Annotated in this window: 25 protein-coding genes; 9 read left to right on the top strand and 16 right to left on the bottom strand. The window is 64.3% G+C overall.

The features are described from left to right. Positions 1-9 precede the first annotated feature (9 nt). From NG698_RS06950 to ychF, 5 genes are all read right to left on the bottom strand, one after another. Complete coding sequence (locus NG698_RS06950; RefSeq protein WP_252598312.1) at positions 10-954, bottom strand: ABC transporter permease; 945 nt, start codon at positions 952-954, stop codon at positions 10-12. Beyond that, positions 944-1,873, bottom strand: a complete 930-nt coding sequence (locus NG698_RS06945) for an ABC transporter permease (RefSeq protein WP_252608991.1) — start codon at positions 1,871-1,873, stop codon at positions 944-946. The genes NG698_RS06950 and NG698_RS06945 overlap by 11 nt, the downstream gene beginning before the upstream one ends. 126 nt (positions 1,874-1,999) lie before the next feature. Continuing rightward, positions 2,000-3,685 carry a peptide ABC transporter substrate-binding protein gene (locus tag NG698_RS06940; protein ID WP_252598314.1) on the bottom strand — a complete coding sequence of 562 codons (1,686 nt, stop codon included), beginning with the start codon at positions 3,683-3,685 and terminating at the stop codon, positions 2,000-2,002. 277 nt (positions 3,686-3,962) lie between these two features. Next, positions 3,963-5,726, bottom strand: a complete 1,764-nt coding sequence (locus NG698_RS06935) for an ABC transporter family substrate-binding protein (RefSeq protein WP_252608989.1) — start codon at positions 5,724-5,726, stop codon at positions 3,963-3,965. A 24-nt stretch (positions 5,727-5,750) separates the two neighbouring features. Beyond that, positions 5,751-6,836 carry a redox-regulated ATPase YchF gene (ychF, locus tag NG698_RS06930; protein ID WP_252608987.1) on the bottom strand — a complete coding sequence of 362 codons (1,086 nt, stop codon included), beginning with the start codon at positions 6,834-6,836 and terminating at the stop codon, positions 5,751-5,753. Between the two features lie 130 nt (positions 6,837-6,966). Between ychF and NG698_RS06925 the strand changes: the two genes are divergently transcribed. Next, positions 6,967-8,175 carry a DNA recombination protein RmuC gene (locus NG698_RS06925; RefSeq protein WP_252598317.1) on the top strand — a complete coding sequence of 403 codons (1,209 nt, stop codon included), beginning with the start codon at positions 6,967-6,969 and terminating at the stop codon, positions 8,173-8,175. A gap of 34 nt (positions 8,176-8,209) precedes the next feature. Here NG698_RS06925 and NG698_RS06920 read toward each other — a convergent pair whose 3' ends face one another. Next, positions 8,210-9,289, bottom strand: coding sequence for a 4-hydroxy-3-methylbut-2-enyl diphosphate reductase (locus NG698_RS06920; protein WP_248759714.1), 1,080 nt, complete (start codon positions 9,287-9,289; stop codon positions 8,210-8,212). Between the two features lie 9 nt (positions 9,290-9,298). Beyond that, complete coding sequence (locus tag NG698_RS06915) at positions 9,299-10,150, bottom strand: hypothetical protein (protein WP_252608979.1); 852 nt, start codon at positions 10,148-10,150, stop codon at positions 9,299-9,301. Between the two features lie 203 nt (positions 10,151-10,353). Between NG698_RS06915 and xseA the strand changes: the two genes are divergently transcribed. Both xseA and NG698_RS06905 read left to right on the top strand, forming a co-directional pair. After that, positions 10,354-11,679, top strand: coding sequence for an exodeoxyribonuclease VII large subunit (gene xseA, locus NG698_RS06910; RefSeq protein WP_252598319.1), 1,326 nt, complete (start codon positions 10,354-10,356; stop codon positions 11,677-11,679). Beyond that, positions 11,660-11,878 carry an exodeoxyribonuclease VII small subunit gene (locus tag NG698_RS06905; protein ID WP_058931826.1) on the top strand — a complete coding sequence of 73 codons (219 nt, stop codon included), beginning with the start codon at positions 11,660-11,662 and terminating at the stop codon, positions 11,876-11,878. Before xseA ends, NG698_RS06905 begins: the two co-directional genes overlap by 20 nt. Before the next feature lie 48 nt (positions 11,879-11,926). Here the strand turns inward: NG698_RS06905 and NG698_RS06900 are convergent, their stop codons facing one another. The 6 genes from NG698_RS06900 to NG698_RS06875 all read right to left on the bottom strand — a co-directional run bounded on the left by NG698_RS06900 (position 11,927) and on the right by NG698_RS06875 (position 17,689). After that, a complete protein-coding gene (locus NG698_RS06900) occupies positions 11,927-12,781 on the bottom strand; it encodes a polyphosphate kinase 2 family protein (protein WP_252598320.1) in 855 nt (284 codons plus the stop codon). A 49-nt stretch (positions 12,782-12,830) separates the two neighbouring features. Then, the gene (locus NG698_RS06895) at positions 12,831-14,051 is read right to left on the bottom strand and encodes a pyridoxal phosphate-dependent aminotransferase (RefSeq protein WP_252598321.1); all 1,221 of its coding nucleotides are present in this window, start codon (positions 14,049-14,051) and stop codon (positions 12,831-12,833) included. Positions 14,052-14,185: 134 nt separating this feature from the next. Then, positions 14,186-15,139 carry an ABC transporter substrate-binding protein gene (locus tag NG698_RS06890; RefSeq protein ID WP_252598322.1) on the bottom strand — a complete coding sequence of 318 codons (954 nt, stop codon included), beginning with the start codon at positions 15,137-15,139 and terminating at the stop codon, positions 14,186-14,188. Continuing rightward, positions 15,136-15,882: an ABC transporter permease gene (locus NG698_RS06885; protein WP_252608977.1), complete on the bottom strand. Its 747-nt coding sequence runs from the start codon at positions 15,880-15,882 to the stop codon at positions 15,136-15,138. Before NG698_RS06885 ends, NG698_RS06890 begins: the two co-directional genes overlap by 4 nt. Beyond that, complete coding sequence (locus NG698_RS06880) at positions 15,879-16,589, bottom strand: ABC transporter permease (protein WP_252598324.1); 711 nt, start codon at positions 16,587-16,589, stop codon at positions 15,879-15,881. Before NG698_RS06880 ends, NG698_RS06885 begins: the two co-directional genes overlap by 4 nt. Further along, complete coding sequence (locus NG698_RS06875) at positions 16,589-17,689, bottom strand: ABC transporter ATP-binding protein (RefSeq protein ID WP_305884352.1); 1,101 nt, start codon at positions 17,687-17,689, stop codon at positions 16,589-16,591. Before NG698_RS06875 ends, NG698_RS06880 begins: the two co-directional genes overlap by 1 nt. A 230-nt stretch (positions 17,690-17,919) precedes the next feature. On the opposite strand from NG698_RS06875, the gene NG698_RS06870 reads away from it, so the two are divergent. Continuing rightward, on the top strand, positions 17,920-18,948 hold the full coding sequence (locus NG698_RS06870; RefSeq protein WP_252608975.1) for a pirin family protein: 1,029 nt from the start codon (positions 17,920-17,922) through the stop codon (positions 18,946-18,948). On the opposite strand, the gene NG698_RS06865 is transcribed toward NG698_RS06870, so the two are convergent. Continuing rightward, positions 18,934-19,863, bottom strand: a complete 930-nt coding sequence (locus tag NG698_RS06865) for an N-acetylglucosamine kinase (RefSeq protein ID WP_252609083.1) — start codon at positions 19,861-19,863, stop codon at positions 18,934-18,936. The genes NG698_RS06870 and NG698_RS06865 overlap by 15 nt on opposite strands. Positions 19,864-19,989: 126 nt before the next feature. After that, positions 19,990-20,976, bottom strand: a complete 987-nt coding sequence (locus tag NG698_RS06860; protein WP_252598326.1) for a LysR substrate-binding domain-containing protein — start codon at positions 20,974-20,976, stop codon at positions 19,990-19,992. Between the two features lie 91 nt (positions 20,977-21,067). Here NG698_RS06860 and NG698_RS06855 point away from each other — a divergent pair, with 91 nt between their 5' ends. Together NG698_RS06855 and NG698_RS06850 are read left to right on the top strand one after the other, a co-directional pair. Next, the gene (locus tag NG698_RS06855) at positions 21,068-22,354 is read left to right on the top strand and encodes an MFS transporter (RefSeq protein ID WP_252598327.1); all 1,287 of its coding nucleotides are present in this window, start codon (positions 21,068-21,070) and stop codon (positions 22,352-22,354) included. Positions 22,355-22,475: 121 nt separating this feature from the next. Next, the gene (locus NG698_RS06850; protein ID WP_252598328.1) at positions 22,476-22,979 is read left to right on the top strand and encodes an Lrp/AsnC family transcriptional regulator; all 504 of its coding nucleotides are present in this window, start codon (positions 22,476-22,478) and stop codon (positions 22,977-22,979) included. Here NG698_RS06850 and NG698_RS06845 read toward each other — a convergent pair. Continuing rightward, positions 22,976-24,217: an MFS transporter gene (locus tag NG698_RS06845; RefSeq protein WP_252608973.1), complete on the bottom strand. Its 1,242-nt coding sequence runs from the start codon at positions 24,215-24,217 to the stop codon at positions 22,976-22,978. The genes NG698_RS06850 and NG698_RS06845 overlap by 4 nt on opposite strands. A 168-nt stretch (positions 24,218-24,385) precedes the next feature. Between NG698_RS06845 and NG698_RS06840 the strand changes: the two genes are divergently transcribed. Genes NG698_RS06840 through corA form a run of 3 tightly spaced genes read left to right on the top strand, consistent with a single transcriptional unit; the run spans position 24,386 to position 26,354 of the window. After that, a complete protein-coding gene (locus NG698_RS06840; RefSeq protein ID WP_252608971.1) occupies positions 24,386-24,922 on the top strand; it encodes an Lrp/AsnC family transcriptional regulator in 537 nt (178 codons plus the stop codon). A gap of 9 nt (positions 24,923-24,931) precedes the next feature. Beyond that, the gene (locus NG698_RS06835; RefSeq protein ID WP_252608969.1) at positions 24,932-25,357 is read left to right on the top strand and encodes a DUF1761 domain-containing protein; all 426 of its coding nucleotides are present in this window, start codon (positions 24,932-24,934) and stop codon (positions 25,355-25,357) included. 1 nt (position 25,358) lies between these two features. Then, entirely contained in the window at positions 25,359-26,354 is a 996-nt protein-coding gene (gene corA, locus NG698_RS06830) for a magnesium/cobalt transporter CorA (protein ID WP_252608967.1), read from the top strand. Position 26,355 lies beyond the last annotated feature (1 nt).

Below are 26,355 nucleotides of genomic sequence, written 5' to 3'. Positions count from 1 at the left end.
TTTCGCCTCTCATCGCTGCCGGCTCTTCGGGTCAAGAGCGTCACGCACAGCGTCACCCAGCATGATGAAGCTGAGCACTGTAATGGACAGGGCAGCTGCCGGGTAAAGCATGATTTCCGGCTTCGTCCGAATGGACGACTGCGCACCCGCAATGTCATTGCCCCAGGACATAATGCTTTGCGGCAACCCAATGCCTAGGAACGACAGTGTGGCCTCCAGAACAATGAATATGCCCAGATCCAAAGTTGCCAAAACGATGATCGGCGCCAGTGCGTTCGGCAGGACATGGCGCAAGAGTGCCCCAACCTTCGACACGCCCAGAGCGCGGGCGGCTGTGACAAAATCAGCATTTCGGACCTCGATGACCGCGCCGCGAGCCATGCGTGCCATTTGCGGCCACGCGAGCAAGGCAATAATCACCACCACGGTCCATACGCTCTTGTTCTCCCGGAAGGCGGGCAACTGGGTAATGACCAGAGCGCCAAGGACCAAAGGCAAGGCGAAGAAGATATCACTGAGCCGGGCCAAGACGGAATCTACCCAGCCGCCGTAGTAACCCGCGATCGCACCAATCGTCACGCCGATGATCACGACGCAGAGCACAGACAGGACGCCCACCGAGAGCGAAGCCTGCGTTCCGTGGACCACCCTCGAATAGATGTCGCACCCCTGGAACGTAAACCCGAATGGGTGCCCGGGCGCTGGACCGGCCTCGGAATTGCCTAGTTGGCAGTCATCGTTCGGCGGCACCGTCGACAGGAGGCTCGGGAACAACGCGATGATGATCAAAGTCAGAATCAACAGCGACGAAATGATGAACAACGGACGACGGCGAAGCTTGCGCCAGGCGTCAGCCCAAAGGCTCAGTGGTGCCTGATCCGTCTTCAGGGCATCTGTTGCCTGCAGCGGCGTCTCATCTATGGGTGCAACAAAATGGGTATCTCTACTGGTCATAACGAATCCTCGGGTCCAGCCAGGCGTACAGGAGATCAACGAGCAGGTTGGCGACCACGAACACCAGCACCAGCACGCTGACTATAGAAACAATGGTGGGCCCTTCAGTCCGCAAAGTGGCTTGGTAGAGCTTGTTGCCTACCCCCGGAACATTGAAGATGGCTTCCGTGACAATCGCACCGCCCATCAGACCGCCGAGGTCTGCGCCTAGGAACGTTACGACGGGGATAAGGGAGTTGCGCAGGATGTGCGCCACCACAACGCGGGGCCGGGAAAGACCCTTGGCGGTAGCTGTCCGCACGTAGTCGGCATTCATGCTCTCGCTGACGGATGCCCGCGTCAGCCGGAGCACGTAGGCAAACGACACCAGGCCCAGAACCGTTGCCGGCAGCAATAAATTGCCCCAATCGGCGTTGGCGCCGACGGTCGGTTTGGCCCAGCCCAATTGGACTCCGAAGACCAACTGGAAAGCAAAGCCGAGAACGAAGGTGGGAACTGCGATGACCACGAGCGAAGCCACCAGCACGGTGGAATCAAACCAGCCACCACGACGCAGTCCCGCAAAGACGCCGAAACCCACGCCGAATACGGTTTGGATAGCCAGCGCCTCTATGGCCAACATCGCCGTCACTGGAAAGACCCTCGCTAACGAGGCTGCAATCGGCTGGCCGGTGAAGTCGTTGCCGAGGTTAAAGGTGAAAATGTTCTGGAGGAAAAGTCCATACTGGACCCAAAACGGTTCATCGAGGTGGTACTGGCTGCGCAGGGTATCGATGACTGCCTGCGGGGGCTGGCGATCTCCGAAGAGCGCGGCAATGGGATCGCCGGGAAGGGCGAAGACCATGTAATAAACCAAGAGGGTGGTACCAAGTAAGACGGGGATTGCCTGAAGGAGCCGGCGAAGGATAAAGCGGACCACTGGATCACCGGCCTTCGGGGAGCGAAGAAAGGGGTTTCATTTTGTGCCTTCCTGCCGTGCAGGACAATGGGGGCCCGGCTTTGTGCCGGACCCCCATTCGCCTGGCGGCAAGTTAGATCATGGAGACTACTTGGCCGTGATGTTGTAGTAGAGGATTCCGCCATTCCAGCCGGTTTCGGCCTTCACAACGTTTTCGCTCCACACAATCGGCTTTGCCTGGTCCCAGAGCGGCAGTCCGGGCAGGTCCTCGAAGAGGATCTCCTGGGCCTGGTTGAACTTGCCGTTCGCCTCATCAGTGGTCTTGGCGGCAAGGCCCTCCTGGAGCAGCTTGTCGAACTCAGGGTTCGAGTACTTCTCGTAGTTGGAGGATGCGCCCGTTGCCCAGACCGGTCCGAGGAAGTTGTAGAGCGACGGGTAGTCACCCTGCCAGCCGGCGCGGCTCAGGCCCGGGAGGGACTGGGACTTGCGCAGGTTCAGCACTTCAGCGAACTTGGCAAAAGGCTGGATTTCGGCCTGAATGCCGAGGTTGTTCTTGAAGCCGTTGGCAACGGCGTCAATCCATTCCTTGTTGCCACCATCAGTGTTGGAGGCAATCTGCAGCGGCTTGGAATTGTCGTACGGCTGGATCTTGTCAGCCTGGGCCCACAGGTCCTTGGCCTTCGCGGCGTCAAACTTCAGGATTTCGCTGCCCTTGAGGCCTTCCTTGAATCCGTCGATAACGGGCGGCGCGAAGGCCTTGGCCGGGGTGCGGGTTCCGTTGAAGACCACCTTGGCGATCTCTTCGCGGTTAATGGCGTACGACAGTGCCTGGCGGCGCAGCTTTCCGGCTTCACCCTGGAAGTTCGGGTTGTAACCCGGGATGTTCAGGGTGGAGTTGGTGGCCACCGGCTTCGTGGCGTTCCTGTCCTGGAAGTCTGAGACGTAGGTCTTCAGTGCGTTGGACGGCAGTACATCCGAGATGTCCAGGTTGTTGGCCTGAAGATCCGTGTATGCGGGGCCCGGATCGGTGTAGAACTTGAAGGTCACGCCACCGTTCTTCGATTCGCGCGGACCGCTGTAGTCAGCGTTCTTGACGAGGGAGATCGACTGGTCATGGACCCAGGAGCCGGTCTTTTCGAACTTGTACGGACCGTTGCCTACGGGGTTTTCGCCGAAGGTCTTTGGATCCGCCAAAGCAGCGGACGGCAGCGGGAAGAACGCCGAGTAACCGAGGCGCAGCGACCAGTCAGCTTCCGGCTGAGCCAGCTTCACCGTGAGGGTCGAATCATCCGTGGCCGTCAGGCCGGACATTGTCTCGGCGGTGGGCGCCGGAGTGGTGGTGGTCTTGCCGTCAGCTGCTTTTTCGGTGGTCACGGCCGAGACATCTGCATAGCCCGCGATGGACTCGAAGAAGAATCCGTTGTTCTGCAGGTTCTTGGAGTTCGCTGCGAAGTTCCAGGAATCAACGAACGTCTTGGCGGTGATCGCTTCACCGTTCGTGAACTTCTGGCCCTGCTTGACCTTGATGGTCCAGTTCTGGGCGTCAGAGGACTCAATGGACTCTGCCAGGGCGTTGACCGGCTTGCCGTCGGCATCGTAGCTCCGCAGGCCTTCGAAGAGCAGCTCGACAACGCGGCCGCCATAAACTTCGTTCGTATTTGCCGGTAGCAAGGGGTTCTGTGGTTCGTTGCTGTACGCGGTGATCACCTTGTTGGGATCGCCGGCCGACTGGCTGGCACCATCATTGCTGCCGCCTCCAGCGCCGCAGCCTGTCAGGGCAAGGGCTGCGATCGCCACCATGCCGAGTGCTTTGGAAGTGCGCGTGAAACGCATTCCGCCTCCTATGAGTTGTGGGAGATGTTCAGGGGAAATCTTTTGCTCCCCGGCAGGCCCGTCACAGGTTCCCACTGTGACGTGGCCTACATATATGAGTAGCCTAACCGCACAAAGTCCAAATACTGGTACTCCGTTGCTAAACCGTAACCAGTTAATCGCCAATAACTAGCCGGTACCCGGAAGTGGCGCAAATCACATGCTACTCGTTGGTAGGGGATGCTGCGAATCGAGGACGGGGGCGGGCTCCCACTAGGACGACAAGCCCCAGGAGGGCCTATTTCCGGCGCCACTCCCACACATTCCACCAAACGCCCAAAGGGCCTGAGCTGGGCTTGATACCCGTCACGCGGCTGCTGAAAGCCACGGTTCCAGTGGTCTGGTACAGCGGCAGGCCGTACGCGCTGTACCACACGCGTTTGTCGATGTCAGCCAACAGTTCGTCCTGCTTTGCAAGGTCCGTAGTGCCGGACAGTTGCTCCATGGCTTTGTCTGCGTCGCCGTCGGAAAATCCGTTGAAGTTGCTGCCGCCACCGGTCTTAAAGATCTGCGGGACGCGGCTGACGCCGACCCCGGGTCCGATAGAACCGAGGATGGCTGCGTCGTAGCTGCCGCCGCCGAGCGCTTTCGCCCAGTCCGAGCTGCCGAGGCCCGCGTCTTCAACGGTGAATCCGGCGAGGCGGGCGGAGTCGCGGATCAGGGAGAAGGCCCGCACGCGGTTGGGGTTGTCCCTGTTGTACAGAATGCGGACCGTCGGGGCAGCATCCCGCAATTGCGACTTCGCGCCTTGGATGTCCACGTCAGAGTAATCGGCCGAACCGTTGTTTTTCACGGCGTCCGGATACTTCGGATGGGGTGGCAGGAAGACGTGCGAGTCCAGGGGTTTCGCGTCGGCGACAAATCCGCCCACCACGTCATCCACGATCTCCTGGCGCGGAACAGTCTTCAGGAAGGCCTCCCGGACATTCTTGTCCGCGAACAGCCCCGAAAAGTTGAGATCGAGGTGGTCGTAGCCGGACTGGCTGTAGCGCTGGACGGTATTGCCCTGCTCCACCAGTCCGTCGAAGAGGCTTTCGGTGCCGGCAGAGGGCTGCGGGGCGATGATGTCCGCCTGGCCGTTCCTGAGGGCGGCGATGGCGGTAGAGGCGGCACCGGTGAACCTTACGGTGATGTCATCGAGGTAGGGCTCCGGTCCCCAGACATAGTCCCTGTTCCGGACCAACCGGATCGAGGCGTCCGGAACGATGTCCCGGACAATGTACGGGCCGCTTGAAAGGTACATCGCAGGATCGTCAGGAAGCGTCTTGGCGTCGAAGCCGGAATTCCAGAAGTCGCTGACCCGCTTCAGCGGGGCGTTGGCCGAGGGCTGTCCGGTGTCGCCCCGGGGCGACTCCCTGATCAGATCAACAAGATCGCCTTCGTCATTGAGGCCGCTTTTAGCGGCGACAACATGGGCCGGGAGCCCGACGTCGAACGCTACTTCCCAATCAGCGTACGGCGCGGCGTATTCCAGCGTGATGGAACGCCCGTCACTGCCGATCTCCGGGAGCGCGGTGGACCCCAGGCCGCTCTTGTCAGCCGCGGCCGAAAAGTACGAGGTGCCGGTCCCCGTATGGGGTTCAGCGTCGTCGAAGTAGCCCGAGCCGGCGGCCCAGGACAGGAGGAGGTCGCCGGCGTCGATGGCTTCGCCGTCGGACCATTTCACACCCTCATTGACGGTGTACTTCACCTTCAGCGGCTTGTCGGAGATCTTCTCGTACCGGCCGAATTTCTCGTTCCGGACCACCTTCTCGGTGTCATCCACGTAGTAGAACCCGGAATGGGTGATATGGCCGATCTTGGTGTTGATGTCCGTGTTTCCGTCGGCGCTGAACGGGTTGAAGGACGTGAAGGCGTTCACCTCGGCCACGGTGGCGCTGCCGCCGCGGTTCGTTTCACCTACCACCACCGGAGGCGCTCCCCCCGAAGCGGAGCACCCCGAGATAACCAGCGCCGCAGCGACGGCCCCGGTGATGACCTGAATCAGACGCCTCACGGGCATGCCGTCTCCTTTGCCTGTCCGGAATCAGACGTTGAAGCGGAACTCCACCACATCGCCGTCAGCCATCACGTACTCTTTACCTTCGATGCGTACCTTGCCACGGGACTTGGCTTCAGCCATGGAACCGGCCTCGATGAGGTCATGGAAGGAAACCACTTCAGCCTTGATGAAGCCACGCTGGAAGTCGCTGTGGATGACGCCTGCTGCCTGCGGCGCGGTGTCGCCCTGGTGGATGGTCCAGGCGCGTGTTTCCTTCGGACCGGCCGTGAGGTACGTCTGGAGGCCCAGGGTGTGGAAGCCGACGCGTGCCAGCTGGTCGAGGCCGGACTCGTCCTGGCCGTTCATTTCCAGCATTTCGCGCGCTTCCTCCTCGTCCAGCTCCACAAGGTCGGATTCGAGCTTCGCGTCCAGGAAGATGGCGTCCGCCGGGGCCACCATGGCCCGCAGTTCGTCCTGCTTCCCCGGGCTGCCCAGGATGCCTTCGTCGGAGTTGAAGACGTAGATGAACGGCTTCGCGGTCAGGAGGCTGAGCTCCTTGAGGTACTCCATCTCCAGCTTGTCGCTCGTGATCGAGGAGAAGACCGTGTCCCCGCGTTCCAGGACCGCCTGCGCAGCCTTGATGGCCGCCAGTTCGGCAGCCTCCCGCTTCTTGATCTTGACTTCTTTTTCGATCCGAGGAATGGCATTTTCGATGGTCTGAAGGTCAGCCAGGATCAGCTCGGTGTTGATGGTTTCCATGTCCGAGCGGGGATCCACTTTGCCGTCGACGTGGATGACGTCGGGGTCATCAAACACCCGGACCACCTGGGCAATGGCCTCGGCCTCACGGATGTTGGCAAGGAACTTGTTGCCCAGGCCTTCGCCCTCCGATGCACCCTTCACGATGCCGGCAATGTCCACGAAGGACACCGGAGCGGGCAGGAGGCGCTGCGAGCCAAAGATGTCAGCTAGCTGCTGGAGCCGGGGATCCGGCAAGTTCACGACGCCGACATTGGGTTCGATGGTAGCGAACGGATAGTTCGCAGCCAGCACCTGGTTCCGGGTCAGTGCGTTGAAAAGAGTTGATTTGCCGACGTTGGGCAGTCCGACGATGCCAATAGTAAGAGCCACGAGCATTGATTCTACCGGTTGCCGGACGCATGGGCCCCAGGCGGTCCCCCGCAGTGTCGGCACATGCTGGAAGGTCTGGTCGAATATGTCGGTTCCGTAAATTGTCACAGGGGTATGCCACAGTGTGGATATGGATGCTCTAGCCCTGATTCTTGCCCTGTTGATGCTGCTGGTGGGTGCCGTCGCCGGCGCCGGCACCACCTACTTTTCCCTCCGCCGGCACAGTCGTGCCTTTGAGGAGGACTTCGACGCCGTCTCGTCGCGGCTTTCCGAGGTCAGCGCCCAGTTCGCCGCCGCGGACGCGGAGCGCCGGCTGCTCTCGATGCAGAACCGGGAACTCGGCGAGTCCCGCAATCAGGACGGGAGCGTCCTCCGGGCACTCGCCCCCGTGGCGGAAAAGCTGACCGCGGTGCAGCAGCAGGTGGCACTGCTGGAACGCGACCGCCTGGAACAGTACGGCCAGCTGGCGCAACAGCTTCAGGAGGCAAGGCTTTCCGATGCCCAGCTGATCCGGTCCACGCACGCCCTCGAGTCAGCGTTGCGCTCCAACAGTGCTCGTGGACAGTGGGGCGAAGTTCAATTGCGCCGAGTGGTCGAGGCATCGGGCATGCTCAAGCACGTGGATTTCCTGGAGCAGGTCCACAGCGCCGGGGCCGATTCAGCGGTCCGTCCCGACCTCGTCGTCCAGCTGCCGGGCCAGAAGCAGCTCGTGGTGGACGCCAAGGTGCCGTTGTCCTCCTACCTGGAGGCCCAGGAGCTGGGTGCGCGCCAGGAAACGGGTACAACCGGGAATCCCGGCAGCCAGCAATCCCTGCTGACTGCCCACGCCAAAGCGCTGCGGGCCCACGTGGACTCGCTCAGCAACAAGAAGTACTGGGACATCCCCGGGAACTCCCCCGAGCTGGTGATCTGCTTCCTGCCGGCCGAATCCATCCTGGCCGCCGCCCTGACAGCCGATGCGACTCTGTTGGACTACGCGCTTTCCAGGAATGTGGTTCTTGCCTCGCCCAGTACACTGCTCGCGGTGCTCAAATCGGTGGCTTTCACGTGGCGCCAGGACGTGCTGACGGACAGCGCGCGGGAACTGTTCGACCTCGCCCGCCAGCTGTACGAACGTATGGGAACGCTCGGCGATAACGTGGGCAAGCTCGGTTCGTCCCTGAAGTCCTCGGTGGACCGGTACAACGCCCTGATCGGCACCCTGGAAGCGCGGATCCTGCCTACCGCACGGAAGCTCAATGCCATGGATGAATCCGGGCTGCTCACTCCGCCGGCACTCGAGGTCACGCCGCGTTCGCTGGCGGCCCCGGAGTTTCAGCAGGACGAAGCCGCCGCCTGACGCGAGGTAGCCGCCTGACGTTGCCGGAGACTGGTCAGTCGCGGGACCGGCGTCCGCCGAGCGCCCGGCTGACGTCTCCGGCTTCCTTCAGGGTCGCGCGGAGTTCCTTAGGCAACGAAAACAGGAGGTCTTCTTCGGCTGTGACAACCTCCTCCACGGAGCCATAGCCGTAGTCGGCCAGCAGTCGCAGGACGTCCGTGACCAGGATTTCCGGCACGGAAGCCCCTGACGTGACTCCGACCGTTGCCACGCCTTCAAACCACGCCTCGTCCACTTCGTTGGCAAAGTCCACCCGGTAGGAGGCCTTAGCCCCGTACTCCAGGGCAACTTCGACCAGACGGACAGAGTTCGAGGAGTTGGCCGATCCCACCACAATGACCAGGTCAGCCTGGGGGGAGATCTTCTTGATGGCCACCTGACGGTTGGTGGTGGCGTAGCAGATGTCGTCGCTGGGCGGATCCTGCAGGGTGGGGAACCGATCCTTCAGCAGGCGGACCGTTTCCATGGTCTCGTCCACGCTGAGGGTGGTCTGGGACAGCCAGATGACCTTTTCCGGATCCCTGACGGTTACCTTGTCCACTTCATGGGGACCGTTAATGATCTGGATGTGTTCCGGGGCTTCGCCGGCGGTGCCCTCGACTTCTTCGTGACCGTCGTGGCCGATCAGCAGGATGTCGAAGTCGTCCTTGGCGAACCTCACGGCTTCCTTATGAACCTTCGTCACCAACGGGCAGGTGGCGTCAATGGTGCGCAGCCCTCGGTCCTCCGCTGACTGGACGACGGCCGGCGATACCCCGTGGGCGGAAAAGATCACCAGGGCGCCTTCCGGAACCTCGTCCGTCTCATCGACGAAGATGGCACCCTGTGCCTCCAGCGAGCTCACCACGTGGACGTTGTGCACGATCTGCTTCCGGACGTACACCGGCGGACCGTAGTGCTCCAAGGCCTTCTCGACGGCGATCACGGCCCGGTCCACACCGGCGCAATAGCCGCGGGGCGCCGCCAGGAGTACCTTTTTGGGACCGGTCACCGGAGCCGCGGCGGCTACCTCCTCAGGCGAGCGCCGCCTGCGCGGGACAGTTGGCATCGAGAGGGACACAGCTGAGGAAGTCATCCCTCCATGCTACCGGGTGGGGGCCCGCCGCCCCGGCGAAGCGATCCGGATCACAACGGCCGCAGCGACAAGCACAGCGCCGGTTATCGCGGCACCACCGACCCAGGATTGGAAGCTGCTGGACGCGGCCGCCACAAACGCATCCTTGAACATGTCCGAAAGCCCATTGCCGCTAGCCGTCCCCACGACGGCATCCCTGGCGACCTGCGAGCCGGCAGCCCACAGGCCCCCCAGTGCCAGCGCCCCCAGTCCCACAGCGAGAATCACGGTCCAGCGACGGCGCGCGGACACCAGCGCTAGCGCAAAGGCGATTCCCGCTCCAATGGCAAGGGAGTAGCCGAGCGGCGCGTAGGCGGACGCTCTTTCGACCATTTGGCGCTGCTCAGGCTCGCCAACGTTGACCAGCGTCTGCTCCGGCGCAGTCAGCGGGAGCCCGGTGGTGCGTGCGAGCTCCTTCGTCGCCAGCGCCACCAGGGGTGCCACGTCCAACGTAAGCGACGACGGGGAGTCAGGTTCGGCGGGAGCCGATGCGGGTGCGGCGAAGCTGAGCCGGTGGCTCTTTCGCAGTGTTTCCTCCCAGGCCGCCGGGTAGCCGGGCAAGGCTGTGAGGGAACTGGCAGCCGCCTCAAGCACTGGCGTGACCAGACCTGCCAGGGCGTCCGGGATGGCCCCTGTATCGATGGTGCCCACAGCGGCCGCGGCGAGCCTCTGCTGGAATTCTGCGTCCTGCCCCAGGGGAGCGGCCAGGGCCACAAAGCCATCCTCCTGAACCACGTTGCGGTCAAGCCAGATGGCGGGTACGGCCAGGGCGGACAGCAAAACGCCCACGACGACGGCGATGGCTGAAACGAAGGTGCGCAAAACGGGTCCTCACGGGTTGGCGGCAGCACAGCCATCATAGAGCTGGTGTCTGGACAAAGAATGTCAGTCTCGGGTGATACAGCTTATGGATAAGGTTGAATGGCAACCGCCAGCTCACTGACGGCCGCCTTTCAAGCACGAACCGCTACCTGCCGAACAAAGGACCACCATGCCGCCACCCACAGTTTCCCGGGGCAGCGGACATGTCTGAACAGGCTGCGCTGCCGGGCACTGCTGCCACCACGTTGCCTGCCACGGCCGGTGAGACCAGCCCGGACAATCCATGGCCGCTGCAGTTGCTGTCCCAGAAACTCAAGGCCCATATCGATCGCACCCCGTCCGCATGGGTCGAAGGCCAGGTCATCGAATTGAACCGCCGCGGGGGTAACGCGTACCTCACCCTCCGGGACGTGGACGCGGAAGTTTCCCTGCCGGCGTCGGTCTGGACCAAGGTTCTGGACCGGCAGAACATGCCCCTGGAGCGTGGCTCCCGCGTGGTTGCCTTGCTCAAGCCGGAGTTCTGGCTGAAGACCGGGCGGCTCAACATGCAGGTTCGGGACATCAGGCCTGTAGGGCTTGGCGACCTGCTGGCGCGGATCGAACGGTTGCGCCAGGCCCTCTCCGCCGAGGGGCTGTTTGCCGATTCACGGAAGAAACCACTGCCGCTGCTCCCGCACCGTATCGGACTGATTACCGGACGGGACTCCGACGCCAAAAAAGACGTCGTCCAAAACGCCGCACTCCGCTGGCCCGCAGTTGAATTCGAGATCCGGGAAGTGGCGGTCCAGGGCAACACTGCGGTCTCGCAAATTATCCGCGCCCTGCAGGAACTGGACAGCCGCCCCGACGTGGACGTCATTGTCATCGCCCGGGGCGGCGGAGCCTTGGAGGACCTGCTGCCTTTCAACAGCGAGGAACTGATCCGTGCTGTCGCGGCCACGGCCACCCCGGTGGTCAGCGCCATCGGACATGAGGCGGACCGTCCCCTTCTAGACGACGTGGCGGACCTGCGCGCGTCCACGCCCACTGATGCGGCTAAGCGGATCGTTCCTGACGTTGCCGAGGAACTGGCGGGCGTGCGCCAGGCACGGGAGCACCTGCGCAGGAGCATCGGCAGGCTCGTGGACAGGGAGTCGGACAGGTTGTCCGCACTCCATTCCCGGCCTGTTCTGGCCACCCCGGAAGCCATGGTCACCGGACGAGCGGAGGAAATCGAACGCCTCCTGCGGAGATCATCGGCCGCTGTCAGTTCAACGGTGGTACGTGCAGCTGACCAGCTGGTTCACCTGCAGGCCCAGGTCCGTGCCCTGTCACCACAAAAGACGCTGGACCGCGGCTATGCCGTGGTCGAACTGGCCAACGGCCGGCCGGCCCGTGCCACTGAAGCTGCCGGCCACGCTGTGGTTCGAGACCCGTCGGAGGCGCCGTCGGGAACTGCGTTGTCCGTACGCGTGGCCCATGGCCTGTTCGGCGCCACTTCCACTGGGGAACTTCAACAAGGAGAAGCACATGCCCGAAACAAAGCCTGACCCGGAAATCCAAGCACTGAGCTATGAGGAAGCCCGCGAACAGCTGGTGCAGGTGGTGGGGAAGCTTGAGGCGGGCGGCGCCAGCCTCGAGGAATCCCTGGCACTCTGGGAACGCGGCGAAGCCCTGGCAAAGCGCTGCGAAGAGTGGCTGGAGGGCGCCCGCAAGCGGCTCGCTGCCGCCCGCGACCAGCCGCTCTGACCAGTCACTGCAGGCGGCCCACCCCTCGGAACGGCGCGCCCCAACAGGTCAGGACCGCTCAACCAGTTCCCGTTCGATCGGGACATCGAACTCAGCTTCCGGCCATTCCAGCTTCATGTCAGACAGCGCGCCCAGCACCAACTGCTGCACCGCGATCCTGGCGTACCATTTTTTGTTGGCCGGAACCACATGCCAGGGTGCCGCTTCCGTGTTGGTCTCGTCGAAGGCAGCCTGGTAGGCGCCCATGTAGTCGCCCCAGAACGCCCGCTCCTTGAGGTCACTGCTGCTGTATTTCCAGTGCTTGGCAGGGTTGTCCAGCCGGGCAAGGAGCCGGGCCTTCTGTTCATCCTTGCTGATGTTGAGCATCACCTTGATGATTTTGGTTCCGGCATCGGTCTGGCGCGCCTCGAACTCATTGATGGCCCGGTAGCGGCGCTTAAGTTCGGCAGGCGTCGCCCAGTTATGGACCCGGTGGATTAGGACGTCCTCATAGTGGGAGCGGTCGAAGATGCCCACCATGCCCGCTCCGGGCACCTCCTTCTCGATCCGCCAGAGGAAGTCATAGGACTTCTCCTCCTCGGTGGGTGCCTTGAAAGCCTTGAACTGGACGCCCTGCGGATCCATGGTGGCCATGACATGGTTGACGATTCCGCCCTTGCCCGCGGTGTCCATGGCCTGCAGGATCAACAGAAGCCGTTTTCTCCCGCCGAAGCGCGACGCCGCGAACAGCTTTTCCTGAAGTTCGGCCAACGCGCCGTCCAGTTCAGCCAGAATTGCCTGGCCATCGGCTTTGTTGCCCTTGTAACCGGGCGTCGCGTCAGGGTCGGCGTCGGCCAGCGAGAAGCCTTTCCCCACCCTCAGCGTATCGACGGGGTGCTTCTCGAACTCAACGACGTCGGCCATTGGGGTCCTTTCCCAAGGTTCCACGCGCCGAAAGACGCGTCACCACAGGCTAGTTCCCTTTGTACCTGCTCAGGAAGTCCCCCATACGGTTGATGGCCTCCTCAAGGTCCTTCACCAGCGGCAGCGTGACCATCCGGAAGTGGTCCGGGCGGACCCAGTTGAAGGCGCGGCCGTGGGAGACCAGGATTTTTTGCTCGCGCAGCAGGTCCAGGACAAACTTCTCGTCATCGCGGATGTGGAAGACCTCGGGATCGAGCTTCGGAAAGAGGTACATGGCGCCACGGGCCTGCTGCGTGCTCACACCAGGGATGGCGTTGAGCATGTCATAGGCCTTGTTTCGCTGTTCCAGCAGCCTGCCGCCGGGCAGGATGAGGTCGTTGATGCTCTGGTAGCCGCCGAGGGCGGTCTGGATGGCATGCTGGGCGGGCACATTCGCACACAAGCGCATGTTGGCCAGGAGGCTGATGCCTTCCAGGTAGTCCGAGGCATCCTTCTTCGGGCCCGAGATGGCCATCCAGCCGGCACGGTAACCGCAGACGCGGTAGGCCTTGGACAGTCCACTGAAGGTGAGGCAAAGGACGTCGTCACCCGTAAGCGCGGCCATGTTGATGTGGACGGCGTCCTCGTACAGGATCTTTTCGTAGATTTCATCCGCGAAAAGGATCAGGCCATGCTTTTCAGCCAGGGCCACGATCTTCTCCAGCGTCTCTTCGGGATAGACCGCGCCCGTGGGGTTGTTGGGGTTGATCACCACGATGCCCTTGGTGCGCGGCGTGATCTTGGCTTCAAGATCCTCAAGGTCCGGCTGCCAGCCTGATTCCTCATCGCAGAGGTAGTGCACGGGCTTCCCGCTCGCAAGGGCAACGGAAGCGGTCCACAGCGGGTAGTCCGGTGTGGGGATCAGTACCTCGTCGCCGTCGTTGAGCAGCGCCATGAGCGACATGGTAATCAGTTCGCTGACGCCGTTGCCCAGGTAGATGTCGTCCACATGGATGTTCTGGATTCCACGGGTCTGGTAGTACTGGGAGACCGCGGTCCGGGCCGAGAAGATGCCCCGGGAGTCGCTGTAACCCTGGGCATGGGGCAGATGGCGGATCATGTCCACCAGGATCGCGTCCGGGGCTTCAAATCCAAACGGCGCAGGGTTTCCGATGTTCAGTTTGAGGATCCGGTGACCCTCCGCCTCCATCTGCTGGGCGGCCTGAAGAATCGGTCCACGGATGTCGTAAAGGACGTTGTGAAGCTTGGTGGACTGCTTGAATTCTGCCATCCATCAAATATGCCATATGACGGATGTACTTCGGTTGAGACCTCAGACACAGACGTGCAGAGAGCGGACGACGGCGGCTGCCGGCCAGTGTGGGTCCGGCAGCCGCCGTCGTGATTACGTTGTGGAGTCAGGTGCTACTTGACGATGCCCTTGTCCTTGAGCCAGGTGGCGGCGGCGTCTTTGGCATTTTGCTTCTGGCTGCCGCTGACTGCGCGGTTGAGGTTGACCAGGTCCTCAGTAGTGAGGATCTTCGATACGGCATTCAATGCGGCCATGGCCTTGTCGGTCATTTTTGCCTTGTTGTACAGCGGCAGGACCTGCTGGGCCTTGAAGTTGTTCTTGGGATCCTCCAGAACCACCAGGTCGTTGTCCGCGATGGACGGTGTGGTGGTGTAGATGTCAGCCACCTGGACGTCGTCGGTCAGCAGTGCCTGCAGGGTCAGGTTGCCGCCGCCGTCGCTGAAGGGCTTCAGTGCCTTGAGTTCGCAGCCATAGTTCTTTTTGAGTCCCGGGAAGCCATAGGCGCGGGTTTCGAACGTGGCCGGCGCCGCCATGGTCAGGTCCTTGCAGACCTTGGCGAGGTCCTCAATGGACTTCAGCTGGTACTTCTCTGCGGTGGCTTTGGTGACCACCATGGCGTCCTTGGACTCAGCTTTCGATGCTTCCAGGACTGCTAGTCCTTCGGGGAGCTTCCCCGGCAAGGCCTTGTAGACGTCGTCGGCCGAGACCTCGGCAGCTTCAGGATCCACATGCGAGAGCAGGTTGCCGGAGTAATCCGGGACAAGGTCAACCGAGCCGTCCTGGACCGCTTTGAAGTAGATTTCGCGGGCACCGATGTTGGGCTTTGTGGTTGCCGTGACCCCTGCAGCAGTCAGCGCGCCGGCATAGATCTCAGCGACGATCTGGCTCTCCGGGAAGTCAGCCGAGCCGACCACCAAGGAGCCGCCGCCGGCGCTTCCGGCGCTGGTGCTGGGGGTCTTCAACGGATCACTCCCGCCGCAGGCCGTCAGCGCGACGGCCAGGCCGACGCCGGCAGCCATGCCAGCCAGTCCCCGGCGGGTAAGGATTGTCCTGGTGTTCTCTTTCATGGGGTACCTCCTTGAACGGCAGCTGGCGCAGGCGCGGCAGCTGGGAGATCAGCGGCGGCCTTCTGGCCACCGCGCAGATCGGTTTTGAGGCCGGGCGAAAGAAGGACTCTTTGCACCGCGGCCAGGATGAGGTCAACAACGATGGCCAGCCCTGCAATCAGCAGCGACCCGGCAAGCATCCGCGGGAAGTCCTGCAGCGCCAAGCCGTCAAAAAGGTAGCGGCCCAGCCCGCCCAAGGGCAGGTAGGCAACCACCGACACCGTGGCGATGACCTGCAGCACGGCGGTTCGGACACCGCCGAACATGACCTGCAGCCCGTTGGGCAGCTCAACCCGGAACAGGATCTGCAGCTCGGTCATGCCCATGGCCCGGGCAGCGTCCACCACGGCCCGGTCCACACTCGAAATGCCGGCATAAGTTCCGGCAAGGAGCGGCGGCACGGTCAGGATGACCAGCGCCCACACCGGCGGCATCAGGCTGCTTCCCGCCAGGAGGGCGAAGAGGACCAGCAGGCCCAGGGTAGGCAGGGCCCGCAGCGCCCCTGCCACCGCTACGGCCACTACGCGTCCGCGGCCCGTGTGCCCGATGTAAAGCCCTGCCGGAACCGCGATGGCCGCGGCAATCACCAAGACCAGCCCGCTGTATTGGAGGTGCTCCAGCAGCCGGACCGGGATGCCGGAACTGCCGGTCCAGTGCAGCGGATCGGCAATCCACGCCAGGGTGTCCACGAAAACGTTGCTCACGGCGCGGCCCCCGTGTGGATGTTGGCGTCGGCCAGGTAGCTGGCGGCGGAAGGCGCCGCGGGGCCCGAGGCTTTAGCGGCGCGGGTCCAAGGCGTCAGCAGCCTTTCCAGGACGACCAGTACAGCATCCATCAGCAGCGCGAGCACCAGGATGGCGATGATTCCCACCACCACTTCCGTGACGAAGTTCCGTTGCAGTCCATCGGTAAACAGCATGCCCAAGTTCCCCACGCCCAGCAGTGCCGCGACGCTAACCAGGGAGATGTTGCTGACGGAGACCACCCGCAGCCCGGCGAACATCACCGGAAGGGAGAGCGGCAGGTCGATCTGGACAAAGCGCAGCCACGGCTTGTACCCCATGGCAATCGCAGCTTGCCGGAGATCCTCCTCCACGGAGTCAAAAGCATCCAGGGCTGCCCGGACCAGCAGCGCCACCGCATAGATGGTCAGGGCAACAATGACGTTGAGCGGGTCCAGGATCCGGGTTCCGAGAATCGAGGGCAGGATGATGAACAGCGCCAGCGACGGGACGGTATACAGCAGTGAACTGGCGGTCACCACCACCGACCGAAGCGCAGGGTGGGTCCGCGCCACCTGCGCCAGCGGAATGGAAATAACCAGCCCCAGGACCATCGGGATCAGGGCCAGGACCAGGTGCTGGCCCGCCAGTCCCATGACCATGCCGCTGTTTGCCAGGAACCACTCCATCAGAGCGCAGCCTGCCTGACCTGGCGGGCTTCCTCAATGACGCCGAGGACTTCCTGTGCCCTGATGGTTCCCAGGACCTTGCCGTCGCCATCCACCGCCACACCTTGGCCGGACGGGGACGAAAGGGCCGAGTCCAGCGCCCGCCGCAGCGTCTCGCCGGGGCGGAAGAGTGACCCGCCCGGGATGAGCTCTGAGTCCGTCCCCGGCCTCGCCCAGCCCAGCGGGCGCAGGTCCGCATCCACCACGAGCTGCCAGTCGGTCACCCCAGCGGGATCGCCGGCGAACTGGCCGGCACTCATCACGAGCGTGGGCACCGGGTGGATGGACACGGCGTCGGACGTGGTGAACCCGAGGTGGCGGAAACCACGGTCCCGGCCGACGAAGGACGCCACAAAATCATTGGCCGGTGCCCGGAGGATTTCCTCAGGGGTGGCGTACTGGGCCAGCCGGCCGCCGACGGCGAAAACGGCCACCTTGTCGCCGAGAACGGTTGCCTCGTCGATATCGTGCGTGACGAAAACGATGGTTTTTGCGAGGTCCTTCTGCAGCCTCAGGAGTTCCTGCTGCAGTTCGTCACGCACCACGGGGTCAACGGCGCTGAACGGTTCGTCCATCAGCAGGACGGGCGGATCGGCGGCGAGCGCCCGGGCCACACCGACGCGCTGCTGCTGGCCGCCCGAGAGCTGGGAGGGGTACCGTTTCCCGAGCGCGGAAGCCAGCCCGACGACGTCGAGCAGTTCCGTGGCGCGCTTGCGGGCCTCAGCCTTGGAAACGCCGTTGAGCCGGGGCACGGTGGCGATGTTGTCCAGCACGGAACGGTGCGGCATCAGCCCGGAGGACTGCATGACGTAGCCCATGGACCGTCTCAGCTCCGCGGCAGGAACCGAGGTCACGTCCCGCCCGTCCACGGTGATCACGCCGGACGTCGGTTCCACCATGCGGTTGATCATCCGCAGCGAGGTGGTCTTGCCGCAGCCGGACGGCCCTACAAAAACGGTGATGGAGCCCCTGTCGATGGACATGGTGAGCTGGTCCACAGCGGGCTGCCCGCCCTGATACTGCTTGGTGACGCTCTGGAACTCAATCATGGCTTGGTCCATTCCCGGACTTACCTGTTCTGTTGGACGGCATCGGACAGTGTTGGGTCATAAGCTCACTGATATTTACGGTAACGCAATCCGTTCACAGCGTAACCGGATCCGAAGGCAATCCGGGCAAGAGAATCCCTACTGTAACCATTCGTTGGACAGCCGCCCGCGGATGGGTCCTTCGATCACAAGGTGCCGGTGCTGCGCTTACGCCCGGCTCTGCCCGCGCCTAGAGTTGGACTGTGACCAACTTGGAAGTGGCTCCGCAACAGGAACTTTGTCCGCCCGCAGGCCCTGAAGGGACGTCCGGCCCTTGCCTGCAGCTCTGGCCCGAACGCGAGGTTCCGCTGGGCGGCGTGCGGGCCATGAACGTCCGGCGCACGCTCCCGCAGCGCGGCCTGCCCACCATCGGAGCCTGGTGCTTCCTGGACAGTTTCGGTCCGGACCGCATCGCCATGTCCGTACTCCCCCACCCGCACACGGGCCTGCAGACGGTCACCTGGCCGCTTGCGGGGAACATCCGGCACCGGGACAGCGTGGGCAGCGATGTTGTGGTCCGGCCAGGTGAGCTGAACATCATGACCGCCGGGCACGGGGTGTCCCACTCCGAGTTCGCCGTCCTGCCGGATCCCGACGCGGGCGCGCCGCTGCCCGTGCAGCGCGGCCTGCAGCTCTGGGTAGCGTTGCCGGATTCGGAACGCCGCCGCGAGCCCGCGTTCGAGCAGCACCGGGAACTGCCTTCAGTGACGGGGCCGGGTTTCACTGCGACTGTGATGGTGGGCGAATTCGCCGGGGCGGTGTCGCCGGCCACGATGTACTCCCCCATCGTCGGAGCGGACATCTCCTGCGACGGCCTGGCCGTCCTGCCGCTGAACGCTCACTTTGAGCATGCTGTCCTGGTGCTCGACGGCGGGCTGACGCTGGACGGGCAGGAGGTCCCGCCCGGGCCGCTGGGCTACCTGGGCGCGGGACGTACGACGCTGGAGTTCCAGGCCCTGCCCGGCACACGGTTCCTCCTGATCGGCGGGGAGCCGTTCCAGGAGGAACTGCTGATGTGGTGGAACTTCGTGGGCCGCACGCACGACGAAGTGGAGCAGGCCCGTGCGGACTGGGAAGCCCAGGCCGCACTGCCTGACGCTGCAGCCCGCGGAGCCCGCTACGGGCTGGTTGAAGGGCACGGCCCGGATGCGGGCGCTGAAGCCGGACGCATCCCCGCCCCCATCATGCCGGCCGTCAGGCTGACACCCCGGAAGCGGTCAGTGGGCCCCTGACGCTTCCGAGACCAGCTTCAGGACGCCAAACACAGGGTCCTGGTCCAGGACACGGACATCGGAGACGCCGGCGGCGGCCAGGTGGCTCCGGAAAGAGTCCTGCAGCGGAATCACGTTCATGCCGAGTCCGCTGCCGAGAATTACCGGGCCGTCGATTCCAAGCTTCCGCAGGGCCTGCGCAGCCAGGCCGGCAAGGTCTTGGCCGGCCTGGTCCAGGAGCTCCTGGCTGACCGGGTGGCCCGCCGCAGCCGCCTCCACCACCAGGCGTGCCTGCTGGGCCCAGAACCGGCGGCCGGTGTCCGGGGAATGGAAGAGCGCAATCAGCTTGTTGGGGTGGTCCACTCCGCAGGCTGCAAGCAGCGCCTCGGTCAGCTGGTCCGCCGGGAGTCCCTGGTTCATCCGGCGCAGGCTGTGCCGGACCGCCTCACGGCCGAGCCAGTAGCCGCTGCCTTCATCCCCAAGCAGGTAGCCCCAGCCGCCGGCCCGGGCTTCGTCGCCGGCGGCATTCCTTCCCCAGGCTGCAGAGCCGGTTCCCGCGATCACGGCCACGCCGGTACTGGCGCCGCCCGCGGCCAGCAGCAGCCGTGAGTCGTGGACTACCGTGACTTTGGCTCCCGGAACATGGGGTTCGATCAGCGCGGCAAGGGCTGCGGCGTCATCGTCGGTGTCTATGCCACCGGCCCCGGCATACACCTGGGCCACCTGGCCGCCGCCGATCCGGGAGAAGAGATCCGCGAGGTTCATCGCCGCCTGTTCGCGGCTGACGTTCTGGACGTTGGAGCTGCCGGCGGACTCGTCGGCCACGGCAACGCCGTCCTCAAACCTGACGCCGCGGGTCTTTGTACCTCCGATGTCCAGGCCGATGATGACCCCCGTGAGGGGACCCGTGGCGGCCGCGGACGTGGCGCCGCCCAGCGGGTGGTGTCCGGAAGTTGTGGTCTGGGGGTGCTCGCTATCAGTCACGTCCCCCAGCCTACTGAAACGCTGGCGGCGAAGCGCTGCCGGGCGGCGGGAGGCCGTCGTGTCTCAGCACCGCGCCGCCTATCCCCTGCCTGAACGGGCGACGACGAGGCCCGCCAGCAAATGCGGGCCCTCCTGCAGGACCATCTCCCGGAAGAAGCGGACAGGATCGGGCTCGGCGTCGGGGCCGGGTTTCCGCCGGCGCCAGCCCAGCCCGATTTCGCGGTAGGCAAGGCCGGATTCCAAGGTAAGTTCAACCCAGCCCAAGTTGCCCGTTTCCGGACTGAGGTGGCGCCCCGGCGCACTGCCCCCGGGCGGCAGGATGCTGACGCCGAGTCCCGCGGCGACCAAACCACGGGCGGTGTGGGTGTCCTGGCTTTCGAAGGCGATCCGCGGCCGGAAGCCTGCCTCGCGGAACAAGGCATCCGTCAGTGACCGCATGCCGTACCCCGGCTCCAGCGCGACGAAGGGGTCCCTGCGGATGTCCTGCATCCTGACGGCGTCCCGTCCGGCCAGCGGGTGGCCGTGGTGAACCACCAGCCGGAGGGGCTCACGGTAGAGCGACGCCGAAGAGATGGTGCTGCTTGCCGCCGGAACAGGGGCGGTCAGTGCCAGGTCCGCCTGACCCGAGGCCAGCCCCGCCAGGCAGGTGTCCCGCGCCCCCTGGCTGAGGATGAAGCCGGCCTCCGGGTGGCGGCTGCGGAAGGCACTGATGAGCAGGGGCAAGGTGGCCTCCCCGAACGTGTGCTGAAAGGACAGCGACACCTTCCCCCGCACCACGTCCGACTCGTGCCGGACCAGGTCCAGTCCGGCCTGGAACTCGGTCAGGGCCGACTCGATGTACGGCAGCAGCGTCCGGGCGGCCGCTGTCAGGCGGATGCCCCGTCCGTCCCGGATCAGCAGTTCTGTTCCGACGACGGCGCTGGCCCGGGACAGCGCCCGGCTCACCGTTGACTGGGGTACTCCCAGGAGCTCGGCCGTTTCAGTGACGTGCTGGGTCCGGCCCAGTTCAGCCAGGATGGGGAGCAGCGGCAGGAGCTTCACCAGCTGTTTGTGGTCCGAGTGCATCGGCTCCACCTTTCAAACGTTCCACTCTGGATATGAAATGTGCCTAAAAGATGCATTGGAAGCATACATTGCCGAAGCCTACCCTTGAGCTATGCCACTGAATACCGCAGCCCCAGGAACTTTCAGTCCAGCGCAGGATCCCTGGGCGGGACATCCCAAAGGCTCCGCTGCCTACAACAAGATTCTGGCCGGCCTGGCCTTCGCGGGCGTGGCAACGTTCGCCCAGCTCTACTCCACCCAGGCGGTCTTGCCGCTCCTGGCGGCAGACCTGAAGGTGACCGCGGCAGAGGCCGCGCTGACCATTTCGCTGGCCACGGTGGGCCTGGCTATCACCGTCATTCCGTGGTCCTTCCTCGCGGACAGGATCGGCAGGGTCAAGGCCATGGCATGGGGCATCTCCGCCGCCACTATCCTGGGCTTGCTGGTACCGCTCGCCCCCACTTTCGGCGCCCTGCTTGCCTTGCGGCTGCTGGAAGGCATGGCGCTGGGCGGGATCCCGGCCATCGCCATCGCCTACCTGAACGAGGAAGTGAACAGGGCCCATGCGGCCATGGCCGCAGGCAGCTACGTTGCCGGCACAACGCTGGGCGGGCTGGCCGGCCGGCTCGTGGCAGGCCCGGTAGGTGAGCTCTGGGGCTGGCGCACTGCCGCCCTGGCTGTGTCCCTGCTGGCAACAGTGGCCGCGGTGCTCTTCCTGGGTCTGGTACCGCAGGCGAAGGGATTCACCGCCGCCAAGGCCGCCGGGCTGCGCGGTGCCATGGCGACGCTCGGCGGGCATGTGCGCAATCCCCGGCTGCTGGCGCTCTACACGCAGGCCTTCCTGATGATGGGCGGGTTTGTGGCCGTCTACAACTACCTCGGCTTCCGGCTGACCGCTGAGCCTTTCACGCTGCCTGCCACCCTGATCAGCCTGATCTTCCTTGCGTACCTTTCCGGAACGTTCTCTTCCCGCTGGGCCGGCGGGTTGACGGCCAGGTTTGGCCGCAGGAATGTACTGCTGGCTGGCATCGTCCTGATGGTGGCCGGGCTGGCGCTGACGCTTACGCAGCTGCTCGCCCTGATCCTTGCTGGCCTGGTGATCTTCACGGGCGGCTTCTTCGCGGCGCACAGCATCGGCGCAGGCTGGACCGGAAACATCGCCACCACCGGCCGCGCCCAGGCATCGTCGCTCTACAACCTGGCCTATTACCTGGGCTCGAGCGTCATCGGCTGGGCGGGCGGACTGGTGTTCCAGTCCCTGGGCTGGACGGCGCTTGCCGTGGCAATCATGGCCCTGGCATGCATCACAGCGGTGACAGTCGCCGTCGTACATCCCCGGGGGAACGACGAAACCGCACGGGCCGCCACACAAGGGCAGGCGGACGCCGCGCGGCCGTAGAACTATCCGCCATTAAATGGCACGTGTGTCTGGCGGTTGTTCGGCAGGGATGGTTGCGTTCCGGGGTGATCAACAGGAATCCGGCGTCTAGGATGAACTGACGGACATTCAAGGAGATTCCATGAGCAGCAACCCAAAAAGCATCCGGCCGGCCAGCCACGTTGAGCCGCTGGATGCCATCGATGAACGGCTTCTGGCCGCCTTGGTGGACGATGCCCGGATCTCCAACAAGCAGTTGGCAGAACTGGTGGGCATTGCACCGTCCACCGCGCTCATGCGGACCCGCGCATTGTCCGAACGTGGCATTGTCCAGGGATTTGAGGCGAAGCTCAGACTCTCGGCCATCGGCAGGTCCGTCCAGGCGCTTGTGGCCGTCCGGCTGCGGGCCCACGACAGGGACCAGATCGACCGCTTTACAGCCCGCGTTCCGCACCTGCCCGCGGTCCTCTCCACCTTCCACACGTCAGGCTCCGTGGATTACCTGCTGCACATCGCCGTTGCCAGCACCGAGGACCTACGGGACTGGGTCCTGGACAATCTCGCCACCGACCCCGTGGTGGGCCACACCGAGACCACCCTCGTCTTTGAGCACATCCAGGGGAACCACGGCCCGCTGCCGGACTAGCCTGTCCGCTGCAGCGCCGTCCGAAGCGTGACGGCGGACAGCGCCAGTGCGGCGGCGCTGCACAGCACCACGAAGCCCGCGACCGCCGTCGGCAGCCCGAACACCGCGGTTGCCCAGCCCAGCCCGATGACCGGTACGGCGCTGCCCAGGTACGTGATGACATAAACCGTGCTGATGACCTGGGCGTGCTGTGACGATTCCACCTTGGCAGCCACATCATTGAAGACCGTCCGGAAGGCGACCCCCTGGCCCAGCCCCGCGCAGACGCTGGCAACGGCCAGCAGCAGCGGACTGCTCCAGGCGGCCGCTGCAGCCAGGAGCAGCACCGAGGCTCCCAGGACCGCCAGCCCCACGGGCACTACAAAGCGGCCCCGCACGGACAGCACCTGGCTCAGGGCGGAGGCGGCCAGCGTCAACCCGGCCAAGGCGCCGATCAACGGCCGTGAATCGGTCTGAATGATCGGGGCGAAATACGCCGGTGCCAGCGAGAGGCAAAATCCAAAGACGGAGAAGCTGAGGAAGCCGACGGCGGCCGCAAGCCAGAAAGCGCCCCTCGCCTCGGTGGATACCGAAGGCCGGCGGGGAGCCAGGACCAGGACCGGCCGACGGCCGACCGGAGGCTTGATGGCCGGCCGGGCCTGAAGCAGGTACAGCGGCACCAGCATTGCCGCCAGGACGAGCGAGTGAACATAGTACGGGGCCGTGGTGGGCCCGGGCAGCAGCGACAGCAGGCCGCCGATGACCGGACCGGCCGCCACGCCTCCCGCCGTCGCCAGCAGTGTGAAACGGGTGGCCCACTCCGGCCGGGTCGGGAGCAGTTCCCGCAGTGCGGCTGCGCTGGCACCCGTGGCCAGGGCAACGGCCACACCCTGAAGGGCCCGTCCGGCAGAGAGCGCCACCAGGTTTTCGGCCTGCGAGAAGACCCAACTGCCCGCCAGTCCGGCGAGTACAGCCAGGATGAGCGCCGCCCGCCGGCCGATGTGGTCCGACCAGTGCCCGGCCAGCATCAGCGTTGCCACCAGGGCCAGGACATAGCTGGCAAAGGCCCCCGTGACGCCGAGTGCCGAGAGGCCAAGGTTTGCCTGGAGCAGCGGATACAGGGGCGTGGCCAGGTTCGCACCGACCAGCAAGGTGAAGATGACGGCGCAGGCCATCGCCAGCCGTGCGGTGGTGGATGCATCCCAGCCCTGACGCCCGGCGGTAGCCGGACGCATGCGGAGTTCATTAAAGACTGTCATTGGCGCTGCCTTGGCGTCGACCGGGGAGGGAGGTCCTTGTGGGAGGCCGCCCCCGGGGGAAATTGATACCTATAGAATGCTTCAGAGGTGACGGTTTGGGCGCTTGTCCGTGGAACAATTGAGCAAAATACGCAATTCTTTACGGCGCCAATAACTGAAAGTGACAGTTTGCCTACCCTTGATCCCACTGACCTGAAGATCCTCCTGGAACTCATCCACGATCCCCGCATCCAGATCGGCGAGTTAGCCGAGGCGCTGGGGATTGCGCGCAACACAGCGCAGTCGCGGGTCCGGCGCCTGCTCCGGGCCGGAGTGCTGCACGACGGCGGCCGCGAGATCGACCTCGAGGCCGTGGGGTACGACGTCGTCGCCTTCGTTACGATCGAAGTGACGCACCGGGAACTGGACGGAGTCGTGGGCGCCCTCCGGCTGCTCCCCCAGGTCCTGGAGGTCCATGAGATCTCGGGGCGGGGTGACGTGTGGTGCCGTGTGGTGGCCACCGATACGCACAACCTGCAGTCCGCCCTCCGCCAGATCCTCCGCATCAAGGGCGTCATCCGGACCGAAACTGTCCTGGCTCTCCACACCCATATTCCTTACCGGACCGAACCCCTGATCAGGCGCCTCGCACAGGCCGTGCCCGGCACCCCAACACGGCCCAAGCAATTGTCCGGGCGCGGCGGCGGGCCCGCCGAAGGCAGTTAGGATTCCAGCATGGATTGGCTTTCGCATATTTCACAGATCAACTGGCTCGCCGTGGCGCTGGCCTTCATCTCGAGCATGGCCATCGGCTTTGTCTGGTACATGCCGGCCGTGCTGGGCAAGCGGTGGATGGCCGCCATCGGAAAGACTGAAGAGGACCTCAAGAACATCAGCGGCGGCGCGGGGATCTGGGTTCCCATGATGGTCACCGCCGCCCTGACCGCCGTCCTGCTGGCTGTCCTGATCAGCAAGCTGGGCCTGGACAACGCTGTGGCGGGCGGCGGGTTCGCCCTGGTGCTCGCGCTGGTGTTCCGCGCCGGCGGGCACGTCATCCATAACGGGTTCGCCGGCCGCCGGACAACGGTCACCCTGATCGATTCCGGACACGACCTGCTCGCCATGACGATGGCCGGCGCGATCATCGGGGCAATGTCCTGACGTGACCATCATCGACAATGCCGTCTACGTGGACGGCGTCCGCAGCGCGGAACCGGAGAGCCTAGAACAGACCTTCGAAACGCTCGCCGAGCACGGGGGCATGGCCTGGATCGGGCTATACCGGCCCACGGCGGCGGAAATGACGTCCGTTGCCACCGAATTCGGGCTGCACGCCCTGGCTGTGGAGGACGCCATCTCGGCGCACCAGCGGCCCAAGCTTGAGCGCTACGAGGACAACCTCTTTACGGTGCTCCGCCCGGCGCGGTACCTGGACGCCACCGAGACCGTGGAGTTCGGCGAGCTGCACATCTTCACGGGCCGGAATTTCGTGGTCACCATCCGCCACGCCGAAATGGCCGGCGTCGCCCGGGTGAGGCGCCGCTTGGAGGGCCGACCCGACCTGCTCCGACACGGCCCGGAAGCCGTTCTCTACGCGCTGCTGGACCTGGTGGTGGACGACTACGCACCGGTGGTGGCCGGGCTGGAAAACGACATTGACGAGATCGAGGACCAGCTCTTCAGCGGGGACACCACCGTCTCCCGCCGCATCTATGAACTGGCCCGCGAAGTGATCCAATTCCAGCGCGCCATCCATCCCCTGCCGGACATGATGCAGCAGCTCAAGCGTGGCTTTGAAAAGTACGGCGTGGACTCTGAACTGCAGCACAGCCTGCGGGACGTCGAGGACCATGTGGAGAGAGTCATCTCGCGCGCCGATTCATTCCGTGATCTGTTGCAGAACGCCCTCACGCTGGACGGAACGCTGACCGCCAACCGGCAGAACCAGGCCAGCGCCGAACAGAACGAACAGGTGAAGAAGATCTCCTCCTGGGCGGCGATCTTCTTTGCACCGTCCTTCGTGGCCGGCGTCTACGGAATGAACTTCGACCACATGCCCGAACTCCACTGGGCCATTGGCTACCCGATGGCCATCGCGCTGATGGCCGGCACCGCAGGCCTGATGTACGCCATTTTCAAGAGGAAAGGCTGGCTGTAGG

The organism is Pseudarthrobacter raffinosi (assembly GCF_023913735.1).
Taxonomy (GTDB): Bacteria; Actinomycetota; Actinomycetes; order Actinomycetales; family Micrococcaceae; genus Arthrobacter; species Arthrobacter raffinosi.
This window is presented reverse-complemented; position numbering and strand designations above follow the sequence as displayed.

Coding starts and splice junctions, on each gene's coding strand:
- NG698_RS06950 (WP_252598312.1), bottom strand. CDS start 954: ATGACCAGTAGAGATACCCATTTTGTTGCACCCATAGATGAGACGCCG.
- NG698_RS06940 (WP_252598314.1), bottom strand. CDS start 3,685: ATGCGTTTCACGCGCACTTCCAAAGCACTCGGCATGGTGGCGATCGCA.
- NG698_RS06935 (WP_252608989.1), bottom strand. CDS start 5,726: ATGCCCGTGAGGCGTCTGATTCAGGTCATCACCGGGGCCGTCGCTGCG.
- NG698_RS06925 (WP_252598317.1), top strand. CDS start 6,967: ATGGATGCTCTAGCCCTGATTCTTGCCCTGTTGATGCTGCTGGTGGGT.
- NG698_RS06920 (WP_248759714.1), bottom strand. CDS start 9,289: ATGACTTCCTCAGCTGTGTCCCTCTCGATGCCAACTGTCCCGCGCAGG.
- xseA (WP_252598319.1), top strand. CDS start 10,354: ATGTCTGAACAGGCTGCGCTGCCGGGCACTGCTGCCACCACGTTGCCT.
- NG698_RS06905 (WP_058931826.1), top strand. CDS start 11,660: ATGCCCGAAACAAAGCCTGACCCGGAAATCCAAGCACTGAGCTATGAG.
- NG698_RS06900 (WP_252598320.1), bottom strand. CDS start 12,781: ATGGCCGACGTCGTTGAGTTCGAGAAGCACCCCGTCGATACGCTGAGG.
- NG698_RS06895 (WP_252598321.1), bottom strand. CDS start 14,051: ATGGCAGAATTCAAGCAGTCCACCAAGCTTCACAACGTCCTTTACGAC.
- NG698_RS06890 (WP_252598322.1), bottom strand. CDS start 15,139: ATGAAAGAGAACACCAGGACAATCCTTACCCGCCGGGGACTGGCTGGC.
- NG698_RS06880 (WP_252598324.1), bottom strand. CDS start 16,589: ATGGAGTGGTTCCTGGCAAACAGCGGCATGGTCATGGGACTGGCGGGC.
- NG698_RS06875 (WP_305884352.1), bottom strand. CDS start 17,689: ATGGACCAAGCCATGATTGAGTTCCAGAGCGTCACCAAGCAGTATCAG.
- NG698_RS06860 (WP_252598326.1), bottom strand. CDS start 20,976: ATGCACTCGGACCACAAACAGCTGGTGAAGCTCCTGCCGCTGCTCCCC.
- NG698_RS06855 (WP_252598327.1), top strand. CDS start 21,068: ATGCCACTGAATACCGCAGCCCCAGGAACTTTCAGTCCAGCGCAGGAT.
- NG698_RS06850 (WP_252598328.1), top strand. CDS start 22,476: ATGAGCAGCAACCCAAAAAGCATCCGGCCGGCCAGCCACGTTGAGCCG.
- NG698_RS06845 (WP_252608973.1), bottom strand. CDS start 24,217: ATGACAGTCTTTAATGAACTCCGCATGCGTCCGGCTACCGCCGGGCGT.
- NG698_RS06835 (WP_252608969.1), top strand. CDS start 24,932: ATGGATTGGCTTTCGCATATTTCACAGATCAACTGGCTCGCCGTGGCG.